The sequence below is a fragment of the Shewanella putrefaciens genome (genome assembly GCF_016406325.1).
GTDB classification, from domain to species: domain Bacteria; phylum Pseudomonadota; class Gammaproteobacteria; order Enterobacterales; family Shewanellaceae; genus Shewanella; species Shewanella putrefaciens.
In genome coordinates this window covers 4,296,103-4,314,761 of sequence record NZ_CP066370.1, presented here as the reverse complement: position 1 = coordinate 4,314,761, position 18,659 = coordinate 4,296,103, and the positions used below count along the sequence as shown (strand labels likewise).

The following is an 18,659-nucleotide window of genomic DNA, read 5'->3' as shown; positions in this document are numbered from 1 at the left end:
GGCTTAGGATAATGGATGAGTTTGGTGGTTGGTTTCATTGCGATAATTACCACGCTCTTCCATTCATAAAATAATAAAAAGGAAGTTTGCATGTCAGCCACAGAATACAGTCTCGAAATCAATCCAAGATTTACTGAAACTGACGGCCTAGGTCATATCAACAACACTGTTATCCCCGTATGGTGCGAAGCGGCGCGCACGCCAATCTTTGAGATTTTTAATCCTGAGCTGGATTTACATCAGTGGAACTTAATCGTAGCGGGGTTTACCGTGACCTTTATCGCGCCGACTTACTATGGCAAGAGTGTCACAGTAAAAACCTATGTCAGCCGTATCGGTAATAGCAGCTTCGAGCTGACCCAAACCTGTTGGCAAGCGGGCAACAAGACCGCCGAAGTGAAAACCACACTCGTACATTACGATTACAGCAGTGAAAAAAGCCGCCCGATTCCTGAAGATATCCGCGAAATGCTCGCTAATCTGAGTGGTGAAAGCGCTTAGTCTGCTTACTCTTTCGGTCAGCGTAATTGCAATTGCGCTGCTGAAGGGTTAATTTGTCGACCCGCTAACTGTGATGCAGATCACTTATCTGTATTGCTTAATTTTTATCGGTTCGGATTAACCATGAGATTCTATTTTACCCGCATGCGATCGAAGGACATTTGTCCACCAAGACAGCCACTTAAAAAGATTGTGTGGTCATGGATTGGGGCTTTCTGTGGCATTTACTTGGTCGCGAGTCTCGCAAATTATATGAGTGAAAACCTCGTCGACACTATGTTTGTCATTGGCTCGTTTGGTGCGTCGGCTGTGCTGGTGTACGGTGCACCGCTGGCGGAGTTTTCTCAGCCGCGTAACTTGATTGGTGGCAGTGTGTTATCGGCCTTAATTGGGGTCGCAGTGTACCAAGTGTGTGGCGATTATGTGGTGCTGGCGAGCGCCTTAGCGGTATCCCTGTCTATCGCATTCATGTACCTGACTCGTACTCTTCATCCACCGGACGGTGCAACGACATTGATTGCCGTGATTGGCGGTGAAAACGTGCATCAACTCGGCTTTCTTTACGCGTTAATGCCAGTGTTCCTCGGCTCAGTATTGCTCTTACTGGTCGCGCTGGTGGTCAATAATCTCTCCACCGATCCCAAGCGCCATTACCCTGTTTATTGGATTTAGTTTTTCAAAAACTTCTGCACATACCAGCAACTGGCTTGGATAGCCAAATCTTGGCTTTTGGCCCACTTTAAGCCGTGGCGCACTAAGCGTTCGGCAAGGCCTTTACCGCGCAGCTCGTTGGGGACAAAGGTGCGGCTAAAATCGATATTCTTGCCAGATAATCGGTATTCCAAGACGGCTTCATAGCCGTCGACAGGGATAATAAAACGCTGTTTATCCTGTTGATGTTCAATGGCTATCTCGATATTTTCGTTATCTGACATACATGCTTCCCTCAAGGTATGGCCTAAAGTGTGCTGGCAATTTATCTATGGGCTCGGATAGCTTAAAGCTTAAGCGACTTCGTGCTGTTTGAGAATCGCCAGCAGTTCTGCCGGTAACTCGGCCTTTTTGCCCGTTTTAAAGTTAAACATTACGGCGACTGAAGTGCCTAACGTCGTTACTGCCTGCTGCTGTTTACTAAAAGCCTGATAATGCATGGTAAATCTATCGCTGTGAATATCGCTAATGCTGACACTTACCAATAAAGTATCGGGGAAAGTCACTGGGCGTTTATAGCGAGCCTGATTTTCACTGATTACGGGGCCAATGCCTGATTTATAAAGGCTATCTAGTGGGAAGAGGCGATTAAAAAAGTCGATACGTGCCGTTTCAAAATAGCGGAAATACACCACATTATTCACGTGTTGCAGGGCATCCATTTCGCCCCAAGCGACGGGGATTTCGGTGACTATAGGATGCTGTGCGAGAAACTTTTCCATTGCATTATCCATTGTAAAAACATTAGTTGAAACGCTCGTTTAAGAAGGCCAGACTAGCAGTATAAGGAGCGAGCGACAAGCCTAAAACTGTGGACATTCGAGCGATAACATAAGGAGTGGGGTGTGATTAAACAAGTGGGAAATACCCTTATTCAGCCAAAACACAGAGCGTCCTGCCATTGTGGTGCCGTGGTATTGGAGTTGTCATTACCTAATGGCATCGAAAATCCACGCCGTTGCGATTGTTCTATCTGCCGCCGTAAAGGTGCAATTGTTGGCTCAGTGCCGCTAGCGGGGATTAAGATCCTCAAGGGTGAGGATGCGCTGAAGCTCTATGAATTCAATACCAAAACCGCTAAGCATTACTTCTGCTCCAACTGCGGTATTTACACCCATCACCAACGGCGTTCTAATCCCCATGAATATGGCTATAACATAGGTTGCCTAGAAGGAGTAAACCCATTTGAATTGGAAAATGTGCCCACTAATGATGGTGTTAACCATCCTGCGGATCGTTAGATTATGAACATAGGTCGGTTTATGCTGGCTTTCCTGCTGCACTTAATGGCATGTTTGTCGCTAAAACCGTATTTTCCGAGCAGAAGTTAAGTGTCGTATAGTTAATCCTGAGTCAGGTTTATCGATTTGCAAAAGTGACCATAAGGCCGCTTTGATTTCCTCTCTCAAGTTCATTTTAATTGGATTTAAACTGGCGTTTGGGTGTTGCAGGGCTTTCATTCGACTCTAAACAGAACCTTCAACTTTGGCTAGCGATAGCCAAAGTTATCAATGTACCGAGATTGAGTGATGCCGTTGCCATCACAGTGGCAAATGTTGTCCGTCTTACTATTTCAATGGAATGTAAAATAATAATGAATTTAATTGGTTACATTGGGTCTACTCGCCAATACTTGCGAAAGCTCAGCTTACCATCACTGAGTGAAATCCGTTTAGGTTTGGGAAAGCTATGGCGTCATTTATCCCAAGGGTTGTCTAGGTTATCTTTTGCGCAAAAGTTGTATCTTATTGCTTTGATACTGGCTTTTAGTAGTGATGCAATGGGAGTGGTCGCTGTGATTGCCGTAATCGCTATGGCTATCGAGTTCTGGCCAGTGTTTGAGCGAGTTTGGCACAGCCTAGCGGGTAAGGCGGTTTTGTTGCTGTTTTATGCCATTATTGCCAACTTTGCTTTGGGCTGGTCTGGCGCGATAGTCAACGAAGTGGTCGGGGTATCGGCAAGCGACTTAGATTACACCCATAACTTAGCGATTTTACTCTATATGCCCGCTTGGTTTTTGATGGTGAGCGCTATTGTGCTGTTGGCATTGCAGTTAATTATACCTATCTACCTAGTCTTAATCTTTTTGCTTAAACCTTTAGGTGTCAAATCGTTACAGCTCACCTCGCATACCTCATTCCGTAAAACGACTTTTTTGATCCGTATCGTGTTGGCGTCTGTGGTGCTGTACCACTTGAGTCTGTTAATTGATTTAGAAACCCGTATTCAAACCTCATTTGGTGATTTGGTCACGACAACCCAACAGGCTTCTGAGCATGCACCCTCCGAGCCAAAATCGGTGAGGATTCCGGATGCGACCGATGTGCTGACGGTGCCGATTGCAGAGTTGACTCAAGCGGCCCTTGATACCCAAGACGATAAACAGACCAGCGAACAGATGGCAAGTAACGCCGAAGACCTTAAAGAAGAGGAGGAACGTAAGAAAGCCTATGCGTCGGTGCGCACTCAATATCAGCATTTAGTACGGCAATGGCTAGCGACATTCGCTTTTACACTTGAAGCCAATAGTCGCTCACGTTGTGAAAAGCCTGCCGGGTCGAATGTGATCGAATTAAATGATTACGAAATTTTGCAGATCACACCCGATAAAAGCGCCGACTATGGCTATCGTTTTGAAGTGAAACGGTGTATCTCAGCGGCGTTTCCGCTGGCAGGGAAGGATATTGGTTTAGGCGAATAAAAAGCGACCACAAGGTCGCTTTCATTTTATAGGCTAAATCAGCTTTGGTTGAATTAGTCGATTATTGTGTTATTAAAAATCGTGTTATTCAATCAGTAGTTCGTCGAAACTACTGATTTTATGGAACTCACCGGTGCGTTGTTTGCTGTCGCGAACCATTTGGCAGGTCATCATTCCCGCAGCGTCGGCAGCTTTTAATTCTTCAATCACATCAGAGACAAACAGTACTTGTTTAGGGCTTAAGCTGATGGTGTTGAGAATATTGCAGTAAGCTTGCTTATCTAGCTTATTGCCTGTACGGGTATCAAAATGACCGTTAAACATCTCGGTTAAATCACCGCCGTCACTGTGGCTAAATAACAACTTTTGGGCGTCGACAGAGCCTGATGAAAAGCTGTAAATACGCAGATTTTGTGCGCTAAAACGCTTCACCGCTTCAATAAAGTCAGGGAAGATATGGCCCTTAAATTCACCGTGGGCATAGCCTTGCTTCCAAATTAACCCTTGTAGGGTTTTAAGCGGTGTGGCTTTACGGTCTTCATTAACCCATTGTTGCAGGATTTCAGTTACACGCGCTAGGTCAGCCTCTGGCTCTAGGGCGATATCTTTAGTGTCACAAATACAGTTTTCAACCAATACATTGTGTTGGTTCTGTTCTAAAAAGTCTGGCAAGGCTTTGACAGAATAGGGGAATAGTACATCTTGGATAAAGTTTAGGTCTGTCGTGGTGCCTGCTGTGTCTACGACTATGGCTCTGATACCCATAATGTTTTGATACTCCACAATATGTTGGCTTGAAAATGCAACCCTGATCCTAAGCGTTATTGGTTAAGTTGGCTAGTCTATTTCGCCCAAATGGGTGGCTAGATTGTGGGTAGTATCACTAATTGATGTGTTGAGAATTTGATTAATCTAGTAATTTTAATTGCTTACTGGTTTACTTCGCTGAAAACACTAGCTTAATGCAGAGTTTGATCTTGTTTTTTCAAGCAAAGTTTGTTGTCAGCATAAGACTATGGTCTTAATAGCTAAGGGAAATTTAGACTGTTATTGTAGCTAGAGTCAGTTTTATCCCCATATCTTCTATGTTGTGATTTTTAGGGGATGTGAGAAGTGTATTTCCCTTGTAAGTAGAGAGATGTTAAATGAAATATTTACCCGCACTTGGCTTTGGCGCGCTATTGGCAGTATTGAGTTTTACGAGTTTTGCTTTAGTGGCCAGTGCTGGTTATATGCTCGATCTTCTTAAGGCGATACCCAATATTACTGATAATAATTTTGCCTACCTTTGGCTTGCGGCGCACGATGCTAGCTTATTGATTTTATTATCAGGTCTTGTGCTTTATTGTTATCATCGGTTTTTTCCTCGACTGCCTTACGATTGGTTTGCTGCCGTATTTATCCAAATGCCACTCGGCTTAGCTGTTTTAGTTTTGGATGGCATTTCCTTAAATCTACTTTCCTTTAAAGGGTTTGCGCTAACGCTGACCACCTTTACTGCCTCCTTTGGAGTATTGATCATTTTTTGGTTGCTTCAGCGTAGTGTTAAGCGCAAGCATACGAATAATGCTTAATTTAGAGAATATAGCGTAGGCGTAGTGCCGTTTGTTCTACAGGAGTGAGTGCTAACCACTGTTCCCGAATGTCCACCGCCTCCTTTGGATAATCGGTGATGAGTACATCCGCTCCCAACGCTAACATACGTAGCATTTGCCGTGGATTATTCACCGTCCAGACATGGATTTGCTTGCCGCCTTTATGTGCACGTGCAATAAATTTTTCATTAGCCATTGCCTGATTTACGGCTAAAAATTGTGTATTTGCCCTGCTAGGATCGCCGATTGATTGGGTGACAATAAGGCCCGTACGGATAGAGGGATCGAGCCGTTGCACTTCTTCTATTGCCCTCGCTTCGAGCGAAGTAATGACCACTTGCTGTGTCATTTGCTCTTGTTGTAACAGGCTAACCACAGCCTGAGCCAAGCTGGGATCCGCTTGGTTATATTTAAGCTCAATATTTAAACCAATTTTATTGCGTGCTTCATTAAGCATCTGCGCCAGTGTCGGAACGAATTCCCCCGCAAAGGCTACACTGTGCCAGCGACCGACATCTAACCTTTGCATCTCTGTTACCGTGAGGTTGGCAACTCGCCGAGGATCGCCCGCTATACGCATTAAATCAGCATCATGCAGTACCACTAATGTACCATCAGCCGCAGTTTGCACATCGATTTCAGCATAATCGGCCTTTTCTGCAATGGCTAAACGTAAAGCCGCGAGAGTATTTTCTGGCGCCCTAGCTGCGCCAGCACGGTGGGCCGTAATCAGGATTTCATCCCGTTGTGGCTCAGTGTTGAGAGCATATATCCCCAAGCCAAACATGATTAAAAAAGTGCCGACCAACACCCCGCTTATCGTATAAACCGACAGTTCGGACGTTCTTTTTACCGTTTGTCGCCCAAGGCGTTCTAACCCTGCGGGTTTTTCCCCTAGCTGGCGGTACAGCAGTAAAATGATAAAGGCTTCCCCAAACATGCCGAGTAAGGACCATGCCGCACTGAGCATTAGGATTAATGCGGAAACAAAGGCCAAAATGGCTAATTCAGCCGAAAGTGTTAATGAAACCTTGTCGAGTAAGATGTCGGCTCCCCATGAAATAAGCAATATTAAGGGATAAACTAAAGCGCCAATCCTTAGCCACCAACCCGCCGCATGCCACATAATTCTACGTTCATTTCCGGCACTTAATTGCCAACTACGCTTAAGTGCGTTGAGCACGCTAATCGTCTCACTCACAATAATGGTCAGCGAAAAAGCAGTTCTTGCCCATAAATACAGCGCAATAAGGGCATAAATTAATGCCAATACAAGGATACTTGTTAGCGCGAAATACCATTCTATCGGTTTGTAATAAAGGTAGTAGTTGATGTCATGCCCTTGTAAAAATAGGCTAAAAGCCAAATAACCACACCCGATAAAAGGTACACTCAGTAGCAGTAAACAAGCGGCGTAGGTACTCCCGAGACGGATAAAAATAGGTAAACGCCCAGCCGCAAAAATAAGCGCCCGCACAGGGCCGATGGGAATGTCGTATAAGCCTGATGCAGCAAGTATCGTGACGCCCGCCCGTTGAGTGAAAAATACCGAAAAGCTGCTAAAGAGCGTGATGACCATAAATAACAGGCCATAGGGCGACATGGCAAAAGCCATAAGGTCGTAATTGGTGATCGTAACATTGCCTGTTTGGGCGATAAGATGGCGCAATAACCAGCTAAAAGCAGGTACGATAAGCCCCGCCGAAACCAAGGTAAATAGCAGTTCAAATTCAATCAGTTTTCTACCGCGGAGCCGAATCACCGCAAGGGTGTCACGCCAGTAATTGTGCTCGGGATAAAGCATGCAGCTTCCTTATTTGCGCCAGAGAGGAGGGTAATTTAGCAGCGTTTCAGGTTTAAGGTTAGTCATCGAATTTATTACCTTGGGTAAGATGATGATTTATGCCTGTCTGTTGCTTTCGGTGGCGTGCTTTGTAAAACAGATAATTACACTCAATAGTGTATGCCATATAGGGGGGCGAACCTTTATAATCCTGATGGATGTATGGATAACAGGTTGATAGGGACAATGAGTAAGTTTTTTGGGGTACTGATGGCATTTTCATTACTGGCTGTGTTGATTGTGCTAAATTCTACGGGAGTGATAATCCATATCCCAACATCTCGAGTTTTGAATAATATTGCACATATTGTCTCCCCTTTGCTGCTGGTGATTTCTATTGTTGTTGCCAATATTGTGGGTATCGGGATCTTTATCTATTTCAAACATTGGGTATATGTGGTTGTGAGCACGCTGATGGTAATACCTTCTATTTTGTTTTTATGGTTGATTTTTAATATGTTTTAGCTAGTTGCTTTTAAAAATGTTGATAGGTAAGTCATCGATATTTGCAACCGATTGCTAAATCTCCCAAGATGAAACCGTTAATTCGGCGCGAAAAATGAGTGCTAGCTCAAAGGTTTGTGCATTCGTGGTGGATTGGGATGATATTTGCTGAACTTCGGTGGTACAGGATTATCAGAGGATTAAGCAAGCCTCTGATTTTTATGTTAGCCAAGGAGTTATTGATGAGAAATCCCGTACTTTCAAGCCTTGTTCTTGCCCTGTTTTTGGGGGCTCCACTGGCGAATGCCAATATAGAATCGATCGAAAATCTTCAGGGTATTCGTGCATTACAACAGCAAGCGCCGCAGTTATTAAGTTCAGGTTTACCAAATGAGCAGCAATTTTCACTGCTTAAACAAGCGGGTGTGGATGTGGTGATCAACTTGATGCCGGATAGCAGTAAAGATGCCCACCCTGATGAAGGTAAACTCGTGACTCAGGCCGGAATGGACTATGTGTATATTCCCGTGGATTGGCAAAATCCAAAGGTCGAAGATGTCGAAGCCTTCTTTGCTGCTATGGATCAGCATAAGGGGAAAGATGTGTTAGTGCATTGTCTCGCTAATTATCGAGCCTCAGCGTTTGCTTATTTATATCAGTTAAAACAAGGCCAAAATCCCAACATGGCACAGACCATGGCGCCATGGAATGATGAGTTAGCGATTTACCCTAAATGGCAAGCGTTACTTACGGAAGTGAGTGCTAAATACGGGCATTGATCCTTGGCTACACGCCCTATAATGTGATGGCGCTAATTCGAGGAAGAATGGAATAGCGCCAAAACATAATTTTTTGTCATCTAACAAGCATTGACATTTAAAGGAAAAATATCAGTGGATATAACACCATTTCTTGGTAGGCCTGAATCAGTAACGGGCTGGATAGATAAATGTATTTCTAATCGAGGTCTCGGATATTGGCTTGTTTATGAGGACACTTCACAGAATGATGATATTCAACTCACGACAACTTTATTACCGATAGTGGGTAATACCAATAACTTTTCGGATCAAGAATTTGATGAGTTTGAAAATAGCCTGTTTAAAAGTGGCTATTGTTACTTCTTGAATATGGATCAAATCGAAGATGTCATTGACAACTACACAATGCAAAAAGCGCAATGGACGGATAGCGAATTACTTGAAGCTATTCTTTTTTATTTTGAGCGAGATGCGTTTATTTGCCTCTAAAGCGTTAATGAGTGTATAGGTAAGGTGACGCATGAGCATTACGGAACGGAATAAAGCTCCGATTTATAATGTTGCATCGTCATAATCGTTTAACGCTAGTCGATATAGTTGACACAATCAACCAATCTCGGTATTGTTGACACTGTCAACTATGTCGAGAGTTCAATATGTCCTTATCACTCGGTGAAACTTTGCACAGGTTGGTGCATGCCTACAAAAAGCAATTACGGGCGGATATTAATGCACAAGAGATTAATTTACCTGTCACCCATATCCGTGCCTTAAAGGGCATTTGCCGTAATCCTGAATCGACGGCTCAATCTATTGCCCTACGTATGCAGCGGGATAAAGCACAAATTACCCGTGTTCTTAATGAGCTACAGCAGAGTGGGCTGATCACTAAAATCGATAATCCCAAGGATGGTCGTAGCCAGTTGCTTAGGCCAACGACAGAAGGGGAAAAGTTGATGACTCAAATAAATGCTGCAGAACGGCAAACTGTCGCACATATCACTCAAGCACTCAGCCCCGATGACATCAACACATTTATTCGGCTTGCCAACATCATTAGCGATAGTGTTGATAACCCTGAGTGTTGACCGTGCCTATGGTAGTACACAAAGCCAGAGCTACAGGGCTGAATAACAGGCGCTAGATTGGAAACTCAATTGGATAAAATGATGAATAAACCTGCACCACGTGAGCTAGAAGTGATCCGCTCGACTTATATCACTCCGCATATGTTACGCATCACCTTAGGCGGTGCGGGATTGGCTGGATTTCCTGCCGATCAAGAGAGTGCCTATATCAAGTTGTTATTCCCACAAGCGGGTGAGCGTCCATTAATGCGAACTTACACTATCCGTCAGCAACGCGATGATGAAATCGATGTGGATTTTGTGCTGCACGATACTGACGGTCCCGCATCGAGTTGGGCGAAAACGGCGCAGGTGGGCGAACTCATTCAAATTGGCGGACCCGGACTTAAAAAACTGATCAACTTTGAGGCGGATTGGTTTTTACTCGCAGGTGATATGACAGCCTTACCCGCCATTAGCGTGAATCTGGCAAAATTACCAAACAATGCAGTGGGTTACGCTGTGATTGAAGTGCTAAGTGAAGCAGATATTCAACCTTTAGTGCATCCTGAACATGTCGAGCTGCATTGGGTGATCAATCCTGAGGCCGATCCCGAAGGCCGTCCTTTGGTCGAGCGAATTGCCCAATTACCTTGGCTTGCTGGCGAGCCAGCCGTATGGATTGCCTGTGAATTTAATAGCATGCGCGCGTTAAGAAGGCACTTTAAGCAAGCGCATTCATTGCCTAAGAGTCATTTTTATACCTCGAGCTATTGGAAAATAGGCTGTAATGAGAGCGAGCATAAGCTAGTAAAACAAGAAGATGAACAGTTAGAAAATGGGGCCAGTGCTTAAATCTAGATAAGATCGCCAAGTTTGATTTAGCGACCTTATCTAACCTTTCGCTTATGCCGTTTTTGCTGCTGATGCACCTATTATTGATGCACTTATGCTACTGGTGAACTAGCTTGCCATTCTTCACTACATCTTTGCAGGGATTGACGCCATAGCTGTAGGCCAACTGCGCAGGCGTGGCGATATCCCACAGACAAAAATCGGCTTGTTTGCCAACGACTAAACTGCCGACGTTATCTTCAATTCCGAGTGCTTTGGCGGCATTTAAGGTGAGTCCTGTTAGGGCTTCTTCTGGCGTTAAACGGAACAAGGTGCAGCCCATATTCAGCATCAACAGGGTTGAGCAAATGGGGGATGAACCTGGGTTGAAATCGCTGGCGAGCACCATAGGTACGCCGTATTGGCGCAGTAAATCAATAGGCGGTTTTTGGGTTTCCCGCAAAAAGTAAAAGGCGCCCGGCAGCAGTACGGCGCAGGTGCCGCTTTCACTTAAGGCTTTTACGCCTGCCTCATCTAAATATTCGATATGATCCACAGACTTAGCACCAAGACGTGCGGCCAGTGCGCTGCCGCCCATATTGGTTAACTGCTCGGCATGGAGCTTAATCTCTAAGCCCGCCGCTTTGGCTGCGCTGAGTACCCGTTCGGTTTGCTCAAGGTTAAAGGCGATATTCTCGCAGAACACATCCACTGCATCGGCAAGATTTTCGGCGATCACTGCGGGTAGCATCTTATTGATAATTAAGTCGACATAGCCGTCGCTATTGTCTTTATATTCTGGCGGAATCGCATGGGCGCCAAGGAATGTGGTCTTTACATCTACATGGTGATGCTTGCCGAGCTCGCGGGAGACACGGAGGATTTTCAATTCAGTTTCAGTATCTAAGCCGTAACCCGATTTGATCTCAACCGTAGTCACCCCTTCTTTGGCTAGCGCGTTTAAACGCTGACGGCCGAGTTCAAATAATTCTGCTTCATCCGCTTCGCGGCAAGCTTTAACGGTTGAAATAATGCCGCCACCTGCACGAGCAATGTCTTCGTAACTGGCGCCCTGTAGGCGTAACTCAAATTCATTGGCGCGATTACCGGCAAAGATTAAGTGAGTGTGGGCGTCAATTAATCCTGGGGTGATCCAACCGCCTTTGCCCCTGTAAACGGGAATTGACAAAACATCGAAGGCGGGCAGTTCGCTGCGGGGGCCAAGCCAAGCAATTTTGCCATCTTTTACTGCGATGGCCGCGTTGGTGATCGCACCATAAGGTGCTGATACGGAAGGGTCCATTGTGGCTAAGTTAACGTCTATCCAAACCTGATCCCAAGACATGTATTCCCCTCGCTGTGCTGGCAGATGTTAACCAAGTGATTAACGGTTTATTAAATTTATGTGAGCTGGCTTGTATTTACTTGTATATACAAGCTAGGATTGTAGCCGCAATTTTGACCGTTTGAAAGTGGCATGACAGGCCAGTGCTTAGGTTGCCTTAGCAAGAGTCACTTTAACAAGAGTCGCTTTCACAATGGCCACTGTAACAAGAAGCTGAATTTAAGAGGAAATATTTTGGCTACTCCTAAGTTTGCAGAAATTAAGCAATACATTATCTCCTCTATCGAGTCGGGTGAGTGGGAAGAGCATGCTCGCGTGCCTTCTGAGAATCAGCTTGCCGATTTGTTTACCTGCAGCCGAATGACGGCGCGACGTGCGCTAACCGAGCTGACGGATAGCGGTGTGCTTGAGCGTTCTCAAGGGCTAGGCACCTTTGTCGCTGGGTGTAAATCCCAGTCGTCTATGTTGGCGATCCGCAATATTGCCGATGAGATAAAAGACCGCGGTCATGGCTATAGCGTGCAGCAATGGGTGTTAGAGCAAGTTGTGGCGAGTACGAGTATCGCTATTTCCCTTGGACTTGAGCACGGTGCGACGGTATTCCATTCGATCTTAGTGCATTGCGAGCAGGGCTTACCGTTGCAAGTCGAAGAGCGTTATGTGAATCCCGAGTTAGTGCCCGATTATTTATTGCAGGATTTTACCCTGCAGACACCCCACGAATATTTGTCCCAAGTGGCACCGCTGACCGAGGCGCATCACACGATTGAAGCGATTATCGCCAGTGAAGAATTACAGCAAAGGCTCGAAATCCCCGCCACTGAGCCCTGTTTACAGATTTTACGCCGCACTTGGTCACGCCAAGGCGTCGTGAGTTTCGCAAAATTAGTTCATCCAGGTAGCCGTTTTAAACTCGGCGGCCACTTAACCTTTAGCAAGTAACGCCAGTGGCGTTATTAACAGATGTAAATCAGTAATTTTAATAGCTGTACCCTTATAAGTTAAAAGATAAAAACGATAGTGCTAACCCATATTAGCGGCTTAGCGAATACGAGTTAGCACCACAGGTTGAAAGAGGAAAATTCAATGGATAAGCGCCACGACCCAAGCCGCCGTATTATTGCACCGCATGGCACACAATTAAGCTGTAAGAGTTGGCTCACAGAAGCGCCAATGCGCATGTTAATGAACAACTTACATCCCGATGTGGCCGAGCGCCCAGAAGACTTAGTCGTCTACGGCGGTATTGGCCGCGCCGCCCGCGATTGGGACTGTTACGACAAAATCATCGAAGTCCTACAGCGCCTCGAAGACGACGAAACCTTATTAGTGCAATCGGGCAAACCTGTGGGCGTATTTCGCACCCATGCGGATGCACCGCGCGTATTGATTGCTAACTCAAACCTAGTGCCACATTGGGCGAACTGGGAGCATTTCAACGAGTTAGATAAGCTCGGTTTGGCTATGTACGGCCAGATGACGGCCGGTTCTTGGATCTATATCGGCACTCAAGGCATAGTCCAAGGCACTTACGAGACCTTTGTGTCGGTCGCAAAACAGCACTTTGAGGGTATCTCTAAAGGCAAATGGATCCTCACCGGCGGGTTAGGCGGCATGGGCGGCGCACAAACGCTGGCAGGCACTATGGCTGGCTTCTCGGTGTTAGCCTGTGAAGTCGACGAAACCCGCATTGATTTCCGTTTGCGTACTCGCTATGTCGACAAAAAAGCCACTTCGCTCGATGAAGCATTAGCCATGATTGAAGCAGCGAACCAAGCTGGCAAGCCAGTATCAGTGGGCTTATTAGCTAACGCCGCCGATGTGTTTGCTGAATTAGTTAAACGTGGCGTTACTCCTGATGTGGTGACCGACCAAACTTCGGCCCATGATCCATTAAACGGTTATCTGCCGCAGGGCTGGACTATGGCTGAGGCTGCGGCCATGCGTAAAACCGACGAAGCTGCTGTGATTAAGGCGGCGAAAGCCTCGATGGCGGTGCAAGTACAAGCCATGCTCGACCTGCAAACCGCGGGTGCAGCCACGCTCGATTACGGTAACAACATTCGCCAAATGGCGTTTGAAATGGGCGTTGAAAATGCCTTCGATTTCCCTGGTTTTGTACCTGCTTATATTCGCCCACTGTTCTGTGAAGGCATTGGCCCGTTCCGCTGGGTGGCGTTATCTGGCGATCCCGAAGATATCTACAAAACCGACGCTAAAGTCAAAGAACTGATCCCAGATAATCCACACCTACACAATTGGTTAGACATGGCGCGCGAGCGTATCGCCTTCCAAGGTTTGCCAGCGCGTATTTGCTGGGTTGGCTTAAAAGATCGCGCTCGCTTGGCATTAGCCTTTAACGAAATGGTTAAAAACTGTGAGTTGTCGGCGCCCGTGGTAATTGGCCGTGATCACTTAGATTCTGGCTCAGTGGCCAGCCCGAACCGCGAAACCGAATCTATGCTGGACGGCTCAGATGCGGTATCCGATTGGCCATTATTGAATGCACTACTCAACACCGCCAGCGGCGCAACTTGGGTATCTTTACACCACGGCGGCGGCGTCGGTATGGGCTTTAGCCAACATTCGGGTGTGGTCATTGTGTGCGACGGCACAGATGCGGCGGCAAAACGGGTTGGCCGTGTGCTGTGGAACGACCCTGCGACAGGCGTGATGCGCCATGCCGATGCGGGCTACGAGATTGCGAAAAACTGCGCCAAGGAGCAGGGCCTCGATTTACCTATGCAAGACTAGCCGATGCTAACGACTCAATAACAATAATAACTAAAAGCTTGGAGCTAAAAATATGAAATCTGTGAACCACTTAGTGTTAACGCCGGGCAGCTTGAGCCTAGCGCAATTGCGCGAAATCAGCCGTCATAAGTTGACACTGGAACTCGCACCAGAGGCCATTACTGATATCAACACCAGTGCGCAAATCGTGCAAAAAGTGTTGGATGAAGGCCGCACCGTTTATGGCATCAACACGGGCTTTGGCTTGTTGGCCAATACCAAGATAGCGCCCGAAGATCTGCAATTGCTGCAACGTTCTATCGTGTTGTCACATGCCGCTGGCACGGGGCAATACATGCAAGATGCCACAGTGCGCTTGATGATGGTGTTAAAAATCAACTCATTAAGTCGTGGTTTTTCAGGCATTCGTTTAGAAGTGATTAACTTCTTAATCAGTTTAGTGAACGCCGAAGTGTATCCCTGCGTGCCAGAAAAAGGTTCAGTCGGCGCCTCGGGTGACTTAGCGCCACTGGCGCACATGTGTTTGCCTATGCTGGGCGAAGGCGAGATGAGCTATCGAGGAGAGTTAATTTCCGCTGCCGAAGGTTTAGAAATCGCCGGCCTTAAGCCAATCGATTTAGCGGCCAAAGAAGGGCTAGCTTTGCTTAACGGCACACAAGCCTCAACCGCGCTGGCGCTGGAAGGGTTATTCCACGCCGAAGACTTGTTCGCAGCAAGTTCAGTGATCGGTGCCATGAGCGTCGAAGCCGCTATGGGCAGCCGTAGCCCGTTCGATCCTCGCATCCATGCGGCGCGTGGTCAGAAAGGTCAAATCGATTCGGCCATGGTCTTCCGTCATCTACTGGGTGAAGAGTCTGAGATAAGCTTAAGTCATGTTAACTGTGAAAAGGTGCAAGATCCTTACTCACTGCGCTGTCAGCCACAGGTGTTGGGTGCTTGTTTGACCCAAATTCGTCACGCGGCCGAGGTGTTAGGCACAGAGGCCAATGGCGTAACCGATAATCCACTGGTGTTCCAAGACACGGGCGATATCATTTCGGGCGGTAACTTCCACGCCGAACCCGTGGCGATGGCGGCGGATAATCTGGCTATTGCGATTGCCGAACTGGGCTCCATTGCCGAGCGTCGTATTGCACTGCTAATCGATTCTAGCCTGTCGAAACTGCCGCCTTTCCTGGTGAAAAACGGTGGCGTTAACTCAGGCTTTATGATCGCCCAAGTGACGGCGGCGGCATTGGCGTCCGAGAACAAAACCTACGCTCATCCGGCATCAGTTGACAGTTTGCCAACATCGGCTAACCAAGAAGATCACGTCTCTATGGCGACCTTTGCGGCCCGCCGCTTGCGCGATATGAGCGAAAATACCCGTGGTGTACTGGCAATTGAATTGTTAGCGGCGGCTCAGGGTTTAGATTTCCGCGCTCCTTTAGCGCCAAGTACCGCAGTGGCTAAGGCTAAAGCCGAATTGCGTGAAGTCGTCGCTTATTACGATAAAGACAGATACTTCGCACCAGATATCGAAGCGGCAACGGACTTGTTGTATACCGCCAGCTTTAATGGCTATTTACCGGCTGGCACCTTACCGAGTTTATAGGATCTCTGAGCACGAGAACGAAAAGGCACAGGTTTATGACCTGTGCCTTTTTGCTGAACGCTGTATATAAAAATCAACAATAACAGCGCAATTGCGGTTGTTCGCTGAGTTTCTAAACTTGCAATTTAAGCTCTTATTTGACCCGTTCCAGAAACTAAGTATTTTTCAGCAGTTAAGGACTCGAGCCCCATAGGGCCATAGGCATGTAATTTAGTGGTAGCTATGCCGATTTCTGCGCCGAGGCCAAGTTCGCTTCCATCTGAGAAGCGGGATGAGGCATTTACCATCACCACTGATGCGTCGATTGAGCGTTGAAATTTGGCAGCGGTGACCTCATTGTTGGTACAAATCACTTCCGTATGGTGGCTACCAAATCGGGCGATATGCTTGGCGGCGGCATCAAAGTCTTCAACCTGCCTAATCGCAATTTCTAAATCCAAATACTCTTGACCAAAATCTTCCTCCGCCATAGCAGTGCATGCCTCAAAATAAGCTGCAGCTTTGGAGCAAGCATTGATTTTTACTTGATGCTCAGCCAGTGCCTTGGCTACTTTGGGTAGAAATTGTGGCGCAATATCTTGATGCACCAGCAAGGCTTCGAGTGCATTGCAAACACCAGTGCGCTGGGTTTTGCCATTGAGTAGCAAATCCAACGCCATAGTTTGATCGGCATCCTTATCGATATATAAGTGACACACGCCTTTAAAGTGTTGAATAACCGGAATACTGCTGTTTTCTGTCACATAGTTAATAAGGCCTTCACCACCGCGGGGGATGATCACATCAATAAATTCGCGCTGCTGCATAAGTTCTAGCATCAGTGCGCGATCGGGATCGGGCACCACGCTAATCAAGGCCTTGGGTAAACCGTATTGGGCTAACACATTTTGCAAAATCGTTGCGATAACCTTGCTAGTGTGCAGGGCTTCCTTTCCGCCACGCAGGATCACGGCATTGCCGGATTTAAAGCAAAGGGCACCCGCATCGGCGGTGACATTAGGGCGTGCCTCGTAAATCATGCAAACTACCCCTAATGGAACGCGCATTTTGCTGATGGATAAGCCATTGGGGCGTTGGCCTATATAACGCTCATTACCGATAGGGTCAGGCAATGCGGCAATGGTTTCAATACCTTGCGCCATAGCCTCGACTCGTGCTGGGTTGAGTGTTAAACGGTCTAGCATGGCAGGGCTGATATTGTCAGCCGTGGCTCTCTGTAGATCGATTAAATTAGCGCTTTGGATTTCATAGGATTTCTCTCGAATCGAGCGCGCCATATCCAGTAATACAGTATTTTTTAGGTGCTCATCGAGCAAGGCGAGTGTAAGTGCTGCCTTGGCGGCATCTTCAGATAAGTTTTTGATTAAAGTCATATTTACTCCAATTATGTTTACTCGGCTTATGTTTATTCGAGAATAGCGATGTTTTTCTCGGAAATGATCGGTCCAGTCTTTTGCTGAAATTCATTGGCAAACTGTCGATCTTCTTGCTCTGTAATAAAATTGAGTAGGCAACTGCTGTAATTGGATTTAGCTTTAGCCAGTTTAGTGCCATCGTCTTTGCGCACTAGAATGGTGTCACCTACTGAGAAATCCCCTTTTACTTCAACCACATCATCACTGGTAAACTGTTCGCTGTGCACATCGAGTGCGACATTAAAATGGTTTTCGACTATGACTTCACCTTGGGCTTGTGAAGTGTGTTTCATCCAATGTAAATGTTCTTGCATGGGTTTTTCGTCAGGGATGAACAAGGTGCCAGGGTTTTGGCCTTTAAGCAGTTGGCTGAAGGAATCCGCAACAAAGCCATTGATAATAAAGGTCTCAATTCCATGGGAAATGGCTTTTTCTGCCGCTTGGATTTTCGTTCGCATGCCACCAGTACCCACGTTACTGCTCGCACCACCCGCCATGGCATAGATGTCGGCATTAATCTCCGTGACCTGTTTAATCAACTCGGCATTGGGATTTTCATGGGGATTTTGAGTATACAGCCCGTTTACATCTGAACAAATAATCAGCGTATCAGCATCGGCCGCTGCGGCAACCATGGCCGAAAGATTGTCATTATCACCGACTTTGAGTTTGTCCGCGGTAACTGCATCATTTTCGTTAATAATTGGCATCAGCCCATGTTCAAGCAAACAGAAAATCGTTTCTTTAATGCTGATATAGCGCTCGCGATTACGAAGGTCGCCATGGGTGAGTAAGAGTTGTGCGGTGGGGAAGTCAAACAGTTTATTCCATGTGGCCATCATATCGGCTTGACCTGCTGCAGCCATGGCTTTTTTCACTGTGACACTCGGATTCGCTTCAACATTAAAGTGATGCCATCCCGCGGCGACTGAGCCCGAAGAGACCAAGACAACTTGGATCCCTTGGGCACGACAATAGGTAATGAATTGGGCTATACCGAGTAAGTAGTGGCTGCTACAACCTTGTTTGTGGGGCGCGATTAACGCGCTCCCCACTTTTACAACAATGCGTTTTCGAGGGGAGTTTGTCATCAT

20 protein-coding genes are annotated in these 18,659 nt (G+C 46.6%); 13 read left to right on the top strand and 7 right to left on the bottom strand.

Translation table 11 applies throughout. From position 1 onward, the window contains the following. Nucleotides 1-90: 90 nt before the first annotated feature. Nucleotides 91-501, top strand: a complete 411-nt coding sequence (locus JEZ96_RS19135) for an acyl-CoA thioesterase (RefSeq protein ID WP_014611825.1) — start codon at nucleotides 91-93, stop codon at nucleotides 499-501. 123 nt (nucleotides 502-624) lie between these two features. Then, complete coding sequence (locus tag JEZ96_RS19130) at nucleotides 625-1,173, top strand: HPP family protein (RefSeq protein WP_025007942.1); 549 nt, start codon at nucleotides 625-627, stop codon at nucleotides 1,171-1,173. Here the strand turns inward: JEZ96_RS19130 and JEZ96_RS19125 are convergent. Together JEZ96_RS19125 and JEZ96_RS19120 are read right to left on the bottom strand one after the other, a co-directional pair. Continuing rightward, entirely contained in the window at nucleotides 1,170-1,436 is a 267-nt protein-coding gene (locus tag JEZ96_RS19125) for a GNAT family N-acetyltransferase (RefSeq protein ID WP_025007943.1), read from the bottom strand. The two genes, JEZ96_RS19130 and JEZ96_RS19125, sit on opposite strands and share 4 nt — an antisense overlap. A gap of 69 nt (nucleotides 1,437-1,505) precedes the next feature. After that, on the bottom strand, nucleotides 1,506-1,934 hold the full coding sequence (locus tag JEZ96_RS19120; protein WP_014611823.1) for an acyl-CoA thioesterase: 429 nt from the start codon (nucleotides 1,932-1,934) through the stop codon (nucleotides 1,506-1,508). Nucleotides 1,935-2,057: 123 nt separating this feature from the next. Here JEZ96_RS19120 and JEZ96_RS19115 point away from each other — a divergent pair, with 123 nt between their 5' ends. Beyond that, complete coding sequence (locus JEZ96_RS19115) at nucleotides 2,058-2,453, top strand: GFA family protein (RefSeq protein ID WP_011918286.1); 396 nt, start codon at nucleotides 2,058-2,060, stop codon at nucleotides 2,451-2,453. A 353-nt stretch (nucleotides 2,454-2,806) separates the two neighbouring features. Continuing rightward, nucleotides 2,807-3,913 carry a hypothetical protein gene (locus JEZ96_RS19110; protein WP_025007944.1) on the top strand — a complete coding sequence of 369 codons (1,107 nt, stop codon included), beginning with the start codon at nucleotides 2,807-2,809 and terminating at the stop codon, nucleotides 3,911-3,913. An 84-nt stretch (nucleotides 3,914-3,997) separates the two neighbouring features. On the opposite strand, the gene mtnC is transcribed toward JEZ96_RS19110, so the two are convergent. Continuing rightward, a complete protein-coding gene (gene mtnC, locus JEZ96_RS19105; protein ID WP_011791234.1) occupies nucleotides 3,998-4,678 on the bottom strand; it encodes an acireductone synthase in 681 nt (226 codons plus the stop codon). 380 nt (nucleotides 4,679-5,058) lie between these two features. Here mtnC and JEZ96_RS19100 point away from each other — a divergent pair, with 380 nt between their 5' ends. Continuing rightward, nucleotides 5,059-5,487: a hypothetical protein gene (locus tag JEZ96_RS19100; protein ID WP_011791233.1), complete on the top strand. Its 429-nt coding sequence runs from the start codon at nucleotides 5,059-5,061 to the stop codon at nucleotides 5,485-5,487. A gap of 1 nt (nucleotide 5,488) precedes the next feature. On the opposite strand, the gene JEZ96_RS19095 is transcribed toward JEZ96_RS19100, so the two are convergent. Next, nucleotides 5,489-7,312: a glycerophosphodiester phosphodiesterase gene (locus tag JEZ96_RS19095; protein WP_061783321.1), complete on the bottom strand. Its 1,824-nt coding sequence runs from the start codon at nucleotides 7,310-7,312 to the stop codon at nucleotides 5,489-5,491. Nucleotides 7,313-7,537: 225 nt separating this feature from the next. Here JEZ96_RS19095 and JEZ96_RS19090 point away from each other — a divergent pair, with 225 nt between their 5' ends. From JEZ96_RS19090 to JEZ96_RS19070, 5 genes are all read left to right on the top strand, one after another. Further along, nucleotides 7,538-7,816 carry a hypothetical protein gene (locus JEZ96_RS19090; RefSeq protein WP_227498127.1) on the top strand — a complete coding sequence of 93 codons (279 nt, stop codon included), beginning with the start codon at nucleotides 7,538-7,540 and terminating at the stop codon, nucleotides 7,814-7,816. Nucleotides 7,817-8,037: 221 nt separating this feature from the next. Beyond that, nucleotides 8,038-8,574: a protein tyrosine phosphatase family protein gene (locus JEZ96_RS19085; RefSeq protein ID WP_025007945.1), complete on the top strand. Its 537-nt coding sequence runs from the start codon at nucleotides 8,038-8,040 to the stop codon at nucleotides 8,572-8,574. 114 nt (nucleotides 8,575-8,688) lie between these two features. After that, nucleotides 8,689-9,045, top strand: coding sequence for a DUF7716 domain-containing protein (locus tag JEZ96_RS19080; protein WP_025007946.1), 357 nt, complete (start codon nucleotides 8,689-8,691; stop codon nucleotides 9,043-9,045). 167 nt (nucleotides 9,046-9,212) lie between these two features. After that, nucleotides 9,213-9,644: a MarR family winged helix-turn-helix transcriptional regulator gene (locus JEZ96_RS19075; protein ID WP_011791228.1), complete on the top strand. Its 432-nt coding sequence runs from the start codon at nucleotides 9,213-9,215 to the stop codon at nucleotides 9,642-9,644. Between the two features lie 81 nt (nucleotides 9,645-9,725). Next, a complete protein-coding gene (locus JEZ96_RS19070) occupies nucleotides 9,726-10,478 on the top strand; it encodes a siderophore-interacting protein (RefSeq protein ID WP_025007947.1) in 753 nt (250 codons plus the stop codon). Between the two features lie 97 nt (nucleotides 10,479-10,575). On the opposite strand, the gene hutI is transcribed toward JEZ96_RS19070, so the two are convergent. Beyond that, nucleotides 10,576-11,802 carry an imidazolonepropionase gene (gene hutI, locus JEZ96_RS19065; RefSeq protein ID WP_025007948.1) on the bottom strand — a complete coding sequence of 409 codons (1,227 nt, stop codon included), beginning with the start codon at nucleotides 11,800-11,802 and terminating at the stop codon, nucleotides 10,576-10,578. Between the two features lie 234 nt (nucleotides 11,803-12,036). Here hutI and hutC point away from each other — a divergent pair, with 234 nt between their 5' ends. The 3 genes from hutC to hutH all read left to right on the top strand — a co-directional run bounded on the left by hutC (nucleotide 12,037) and on the right by hutH (nucleotide 16,150). Continuing rightward, nucleotides 12,037-12,744: a histidine utilization repressor gene (hutC, locus tag JEZ96_RS19060; protein ID WP_025007949.1), complete on the top strand. Its 708-nt coding sequence runs from the start codon at nucleotides 12,037-12,039 to the stop codon at nucleotides 12,742-12,744. A 144-nt stretch (nucleotides 12,745-12,888) separates the two neighbouring features. Further along, nucleotides 12,889-14,556, top strand: coding sequence for a urocanate hydratase (gene hutU, locus JEZ96_RS19055; RefSeq protein ID WP_061783322.1), 1,668 nt, complete (start codon nucleotides 12,889-12,891; stop codon nucleotides 14,554-14,556). Between the two features lie 52 nt (nucleotides 14,557-14,608). Beyond that, nucleotides 14,609-16,150 (top strand): histidine ammonia-lyase, encoded by a 1,542-nt coding sequence (gene hutH, locus JEZ96_RS19050; RefSeq protein WP_025007950.1) that lies wholly within the window; start codon nucleotides 14,609-14,611, stop codon nucleotides 16,148-16,150. Nucleotides 16,151-16,275: 125 nt separating this feature from the next. On the opposite strand, the gene JEZ96_RS19045 is transcribed toward hutH, so the two are convergent. Then, the gene (locus tag JEZ96_RS19045; protein WP_061783323.1) at nucleotides 16,276-17,523 is read right to left on the bottom strand and encodes a glutamate-5-semialdehyde dehydrogenase; all 1,248 of its coding nucleotides are present in this window, start codon (nucleotides 17,521-17,523) and stop codon (nucleotides 16,276-16,278) included. A gap of 32 nt (nucleotides 17,524-17,555) precedes the next feature. After that, nucleotides 17,556-18,656 (bottom strand): glutamate 5-kinase, encoded by a 1,101-nt coding sequence (gene proB, locus JEZ96_RS19040; RefSeq protein WP_025007952.1) that lies wholly within the window; start codon nucleotides 18,654-18,656, stop codon nucleotides 17,556-17,558. Between the last annotated feature and the right edge of the window lie 3 nt (nucleotides 18,657-18,659).

What these genes read in the sequence shown, in the direction of transcription:
- JEZ96_RS19075 (WP_011791228.1), top strand. Translation starts at nt 9,213, where the DNA reads ATGTCCTTATCACTCGGTGAAACTTTGCACAGGTTGGTGCATGCCTAC.
- JEZ96_RS19085 (WP_025007945.1), top strand. Translation starts at nt 8,038, where the DNA reads ATGAGAAATCCCGTACTTTCAAGCCTTGTTCTTGCCCTGTTTTTGGGG.
- JEZ96_RS19090 (WP_227498127.1), top strand. Translation starts at nt 7,538, where the DNA reads ATGAGTAAGTTTTTTGGGGTACTGATGGCATTTTCATTACTGGCTGTG.
- JEZ96_RS19130 (WP_025007942.1), top strand. Translation starts at nt 625, where the DNA reads ATGAGATTCTATTTTACCCGCATGCGATCGAAGGACATTTGTCCACCA.
- JEZ96_RS19095 (WP_061783321.1), bottom strand. Translation starts at nt 7,312, where the DNA reads ATGCTTTATCCCGAGCACAATTACTGGCGTGACACCCTTGCGGTGATT.
- JEZ96_RS19135 (WP_014611825.1), top strand. Translation starts at nt 91, where the DNA reads ATGTCAGCCACAGAATACAGTCTCGAAATCAATCCAAGATTTACTGAA.
- JEZ96_RS19120 (WP_014611823.1), bottom strand. Translation starts at nt 1,934, where the DNA reads ATGGAAAAGTTTCTCGCACAGCATCCTATAGTCACCGAAATCCCCGTC.
- JEZ96_RS19110 (WP_025007944.1), top strand. Translation starts at nt 2,807, where the DNA reads ATGAATTTAATTGGTTACATTGGGTCTACTCGCCAATACTTGCGAAAG.
- JEZ96_RS19125 (WP_025007943.1), bottom strand. Translation starts at nt 1,436, where the DNA reads ATGTCAGATAACGAAAATATCGAGATAGCCATTGAACATCAACAGGAT.
- mtnC (WP_011791234.1), bottom strand. Translation starts at nt 4,678, where the DNA reads ATGGGTATCAGAGCCATAGTCGTAGACACAGCAGGCACCACGACAGAC.
- hutH (WP_025007950.1), top strand. Translation starts at nt 14,609, where the DNA reads ATGAAATCTGTGAACCACTTAGTGTTAACGCCGGGCAGCTTGAGCCTA.
- proB (WP_025007952.1), bottom strand. Translation starts at nt 18,656, where the DNA reads ATGACAAACTCCCCTCGAAAACGCATTGTTGTAAAAGTGGGGAGCGCG.
- JEZ96_RS19045 (WP_061783323.1), bottom strand. Translation starts at nt 17,523, where the DNA reads ATGACTTTAATCAAAAACTTATCTGAAGATGCCGCCAAGGCAGCACTT.
- hutU (WP_061783322.1), top strand. Translation starts at nt 12,889, where the DNA reads ATGGATAAGCGCCACGACCCAAGCCGCCGTATTATTGCACCGCATGGC.
- hutI (WP_025007948.1), bottom strand. Translation starts at nt 11,802, where the DNA reads ATGTCTTGGGATCAGGTTTGGATAGACGTTAACTTAGCCACAATGGAC.
- JEZ96_RS19070 (WP_025007947.1), top strand. Translation starts at nt 9,726, where the DNA reads ATGAATAAACCTGCACCACGTGAGCTAGAAGTGATCCGCTCGACTTAT.
- JEZ96_RS19100 (WP_011791233.1), top strand. Translation starts at nt 5,059, where the DNA reads ATGAAATATTTACCCGCACTTGGCTTTGGCGCGCTATTGGCAGTATTG.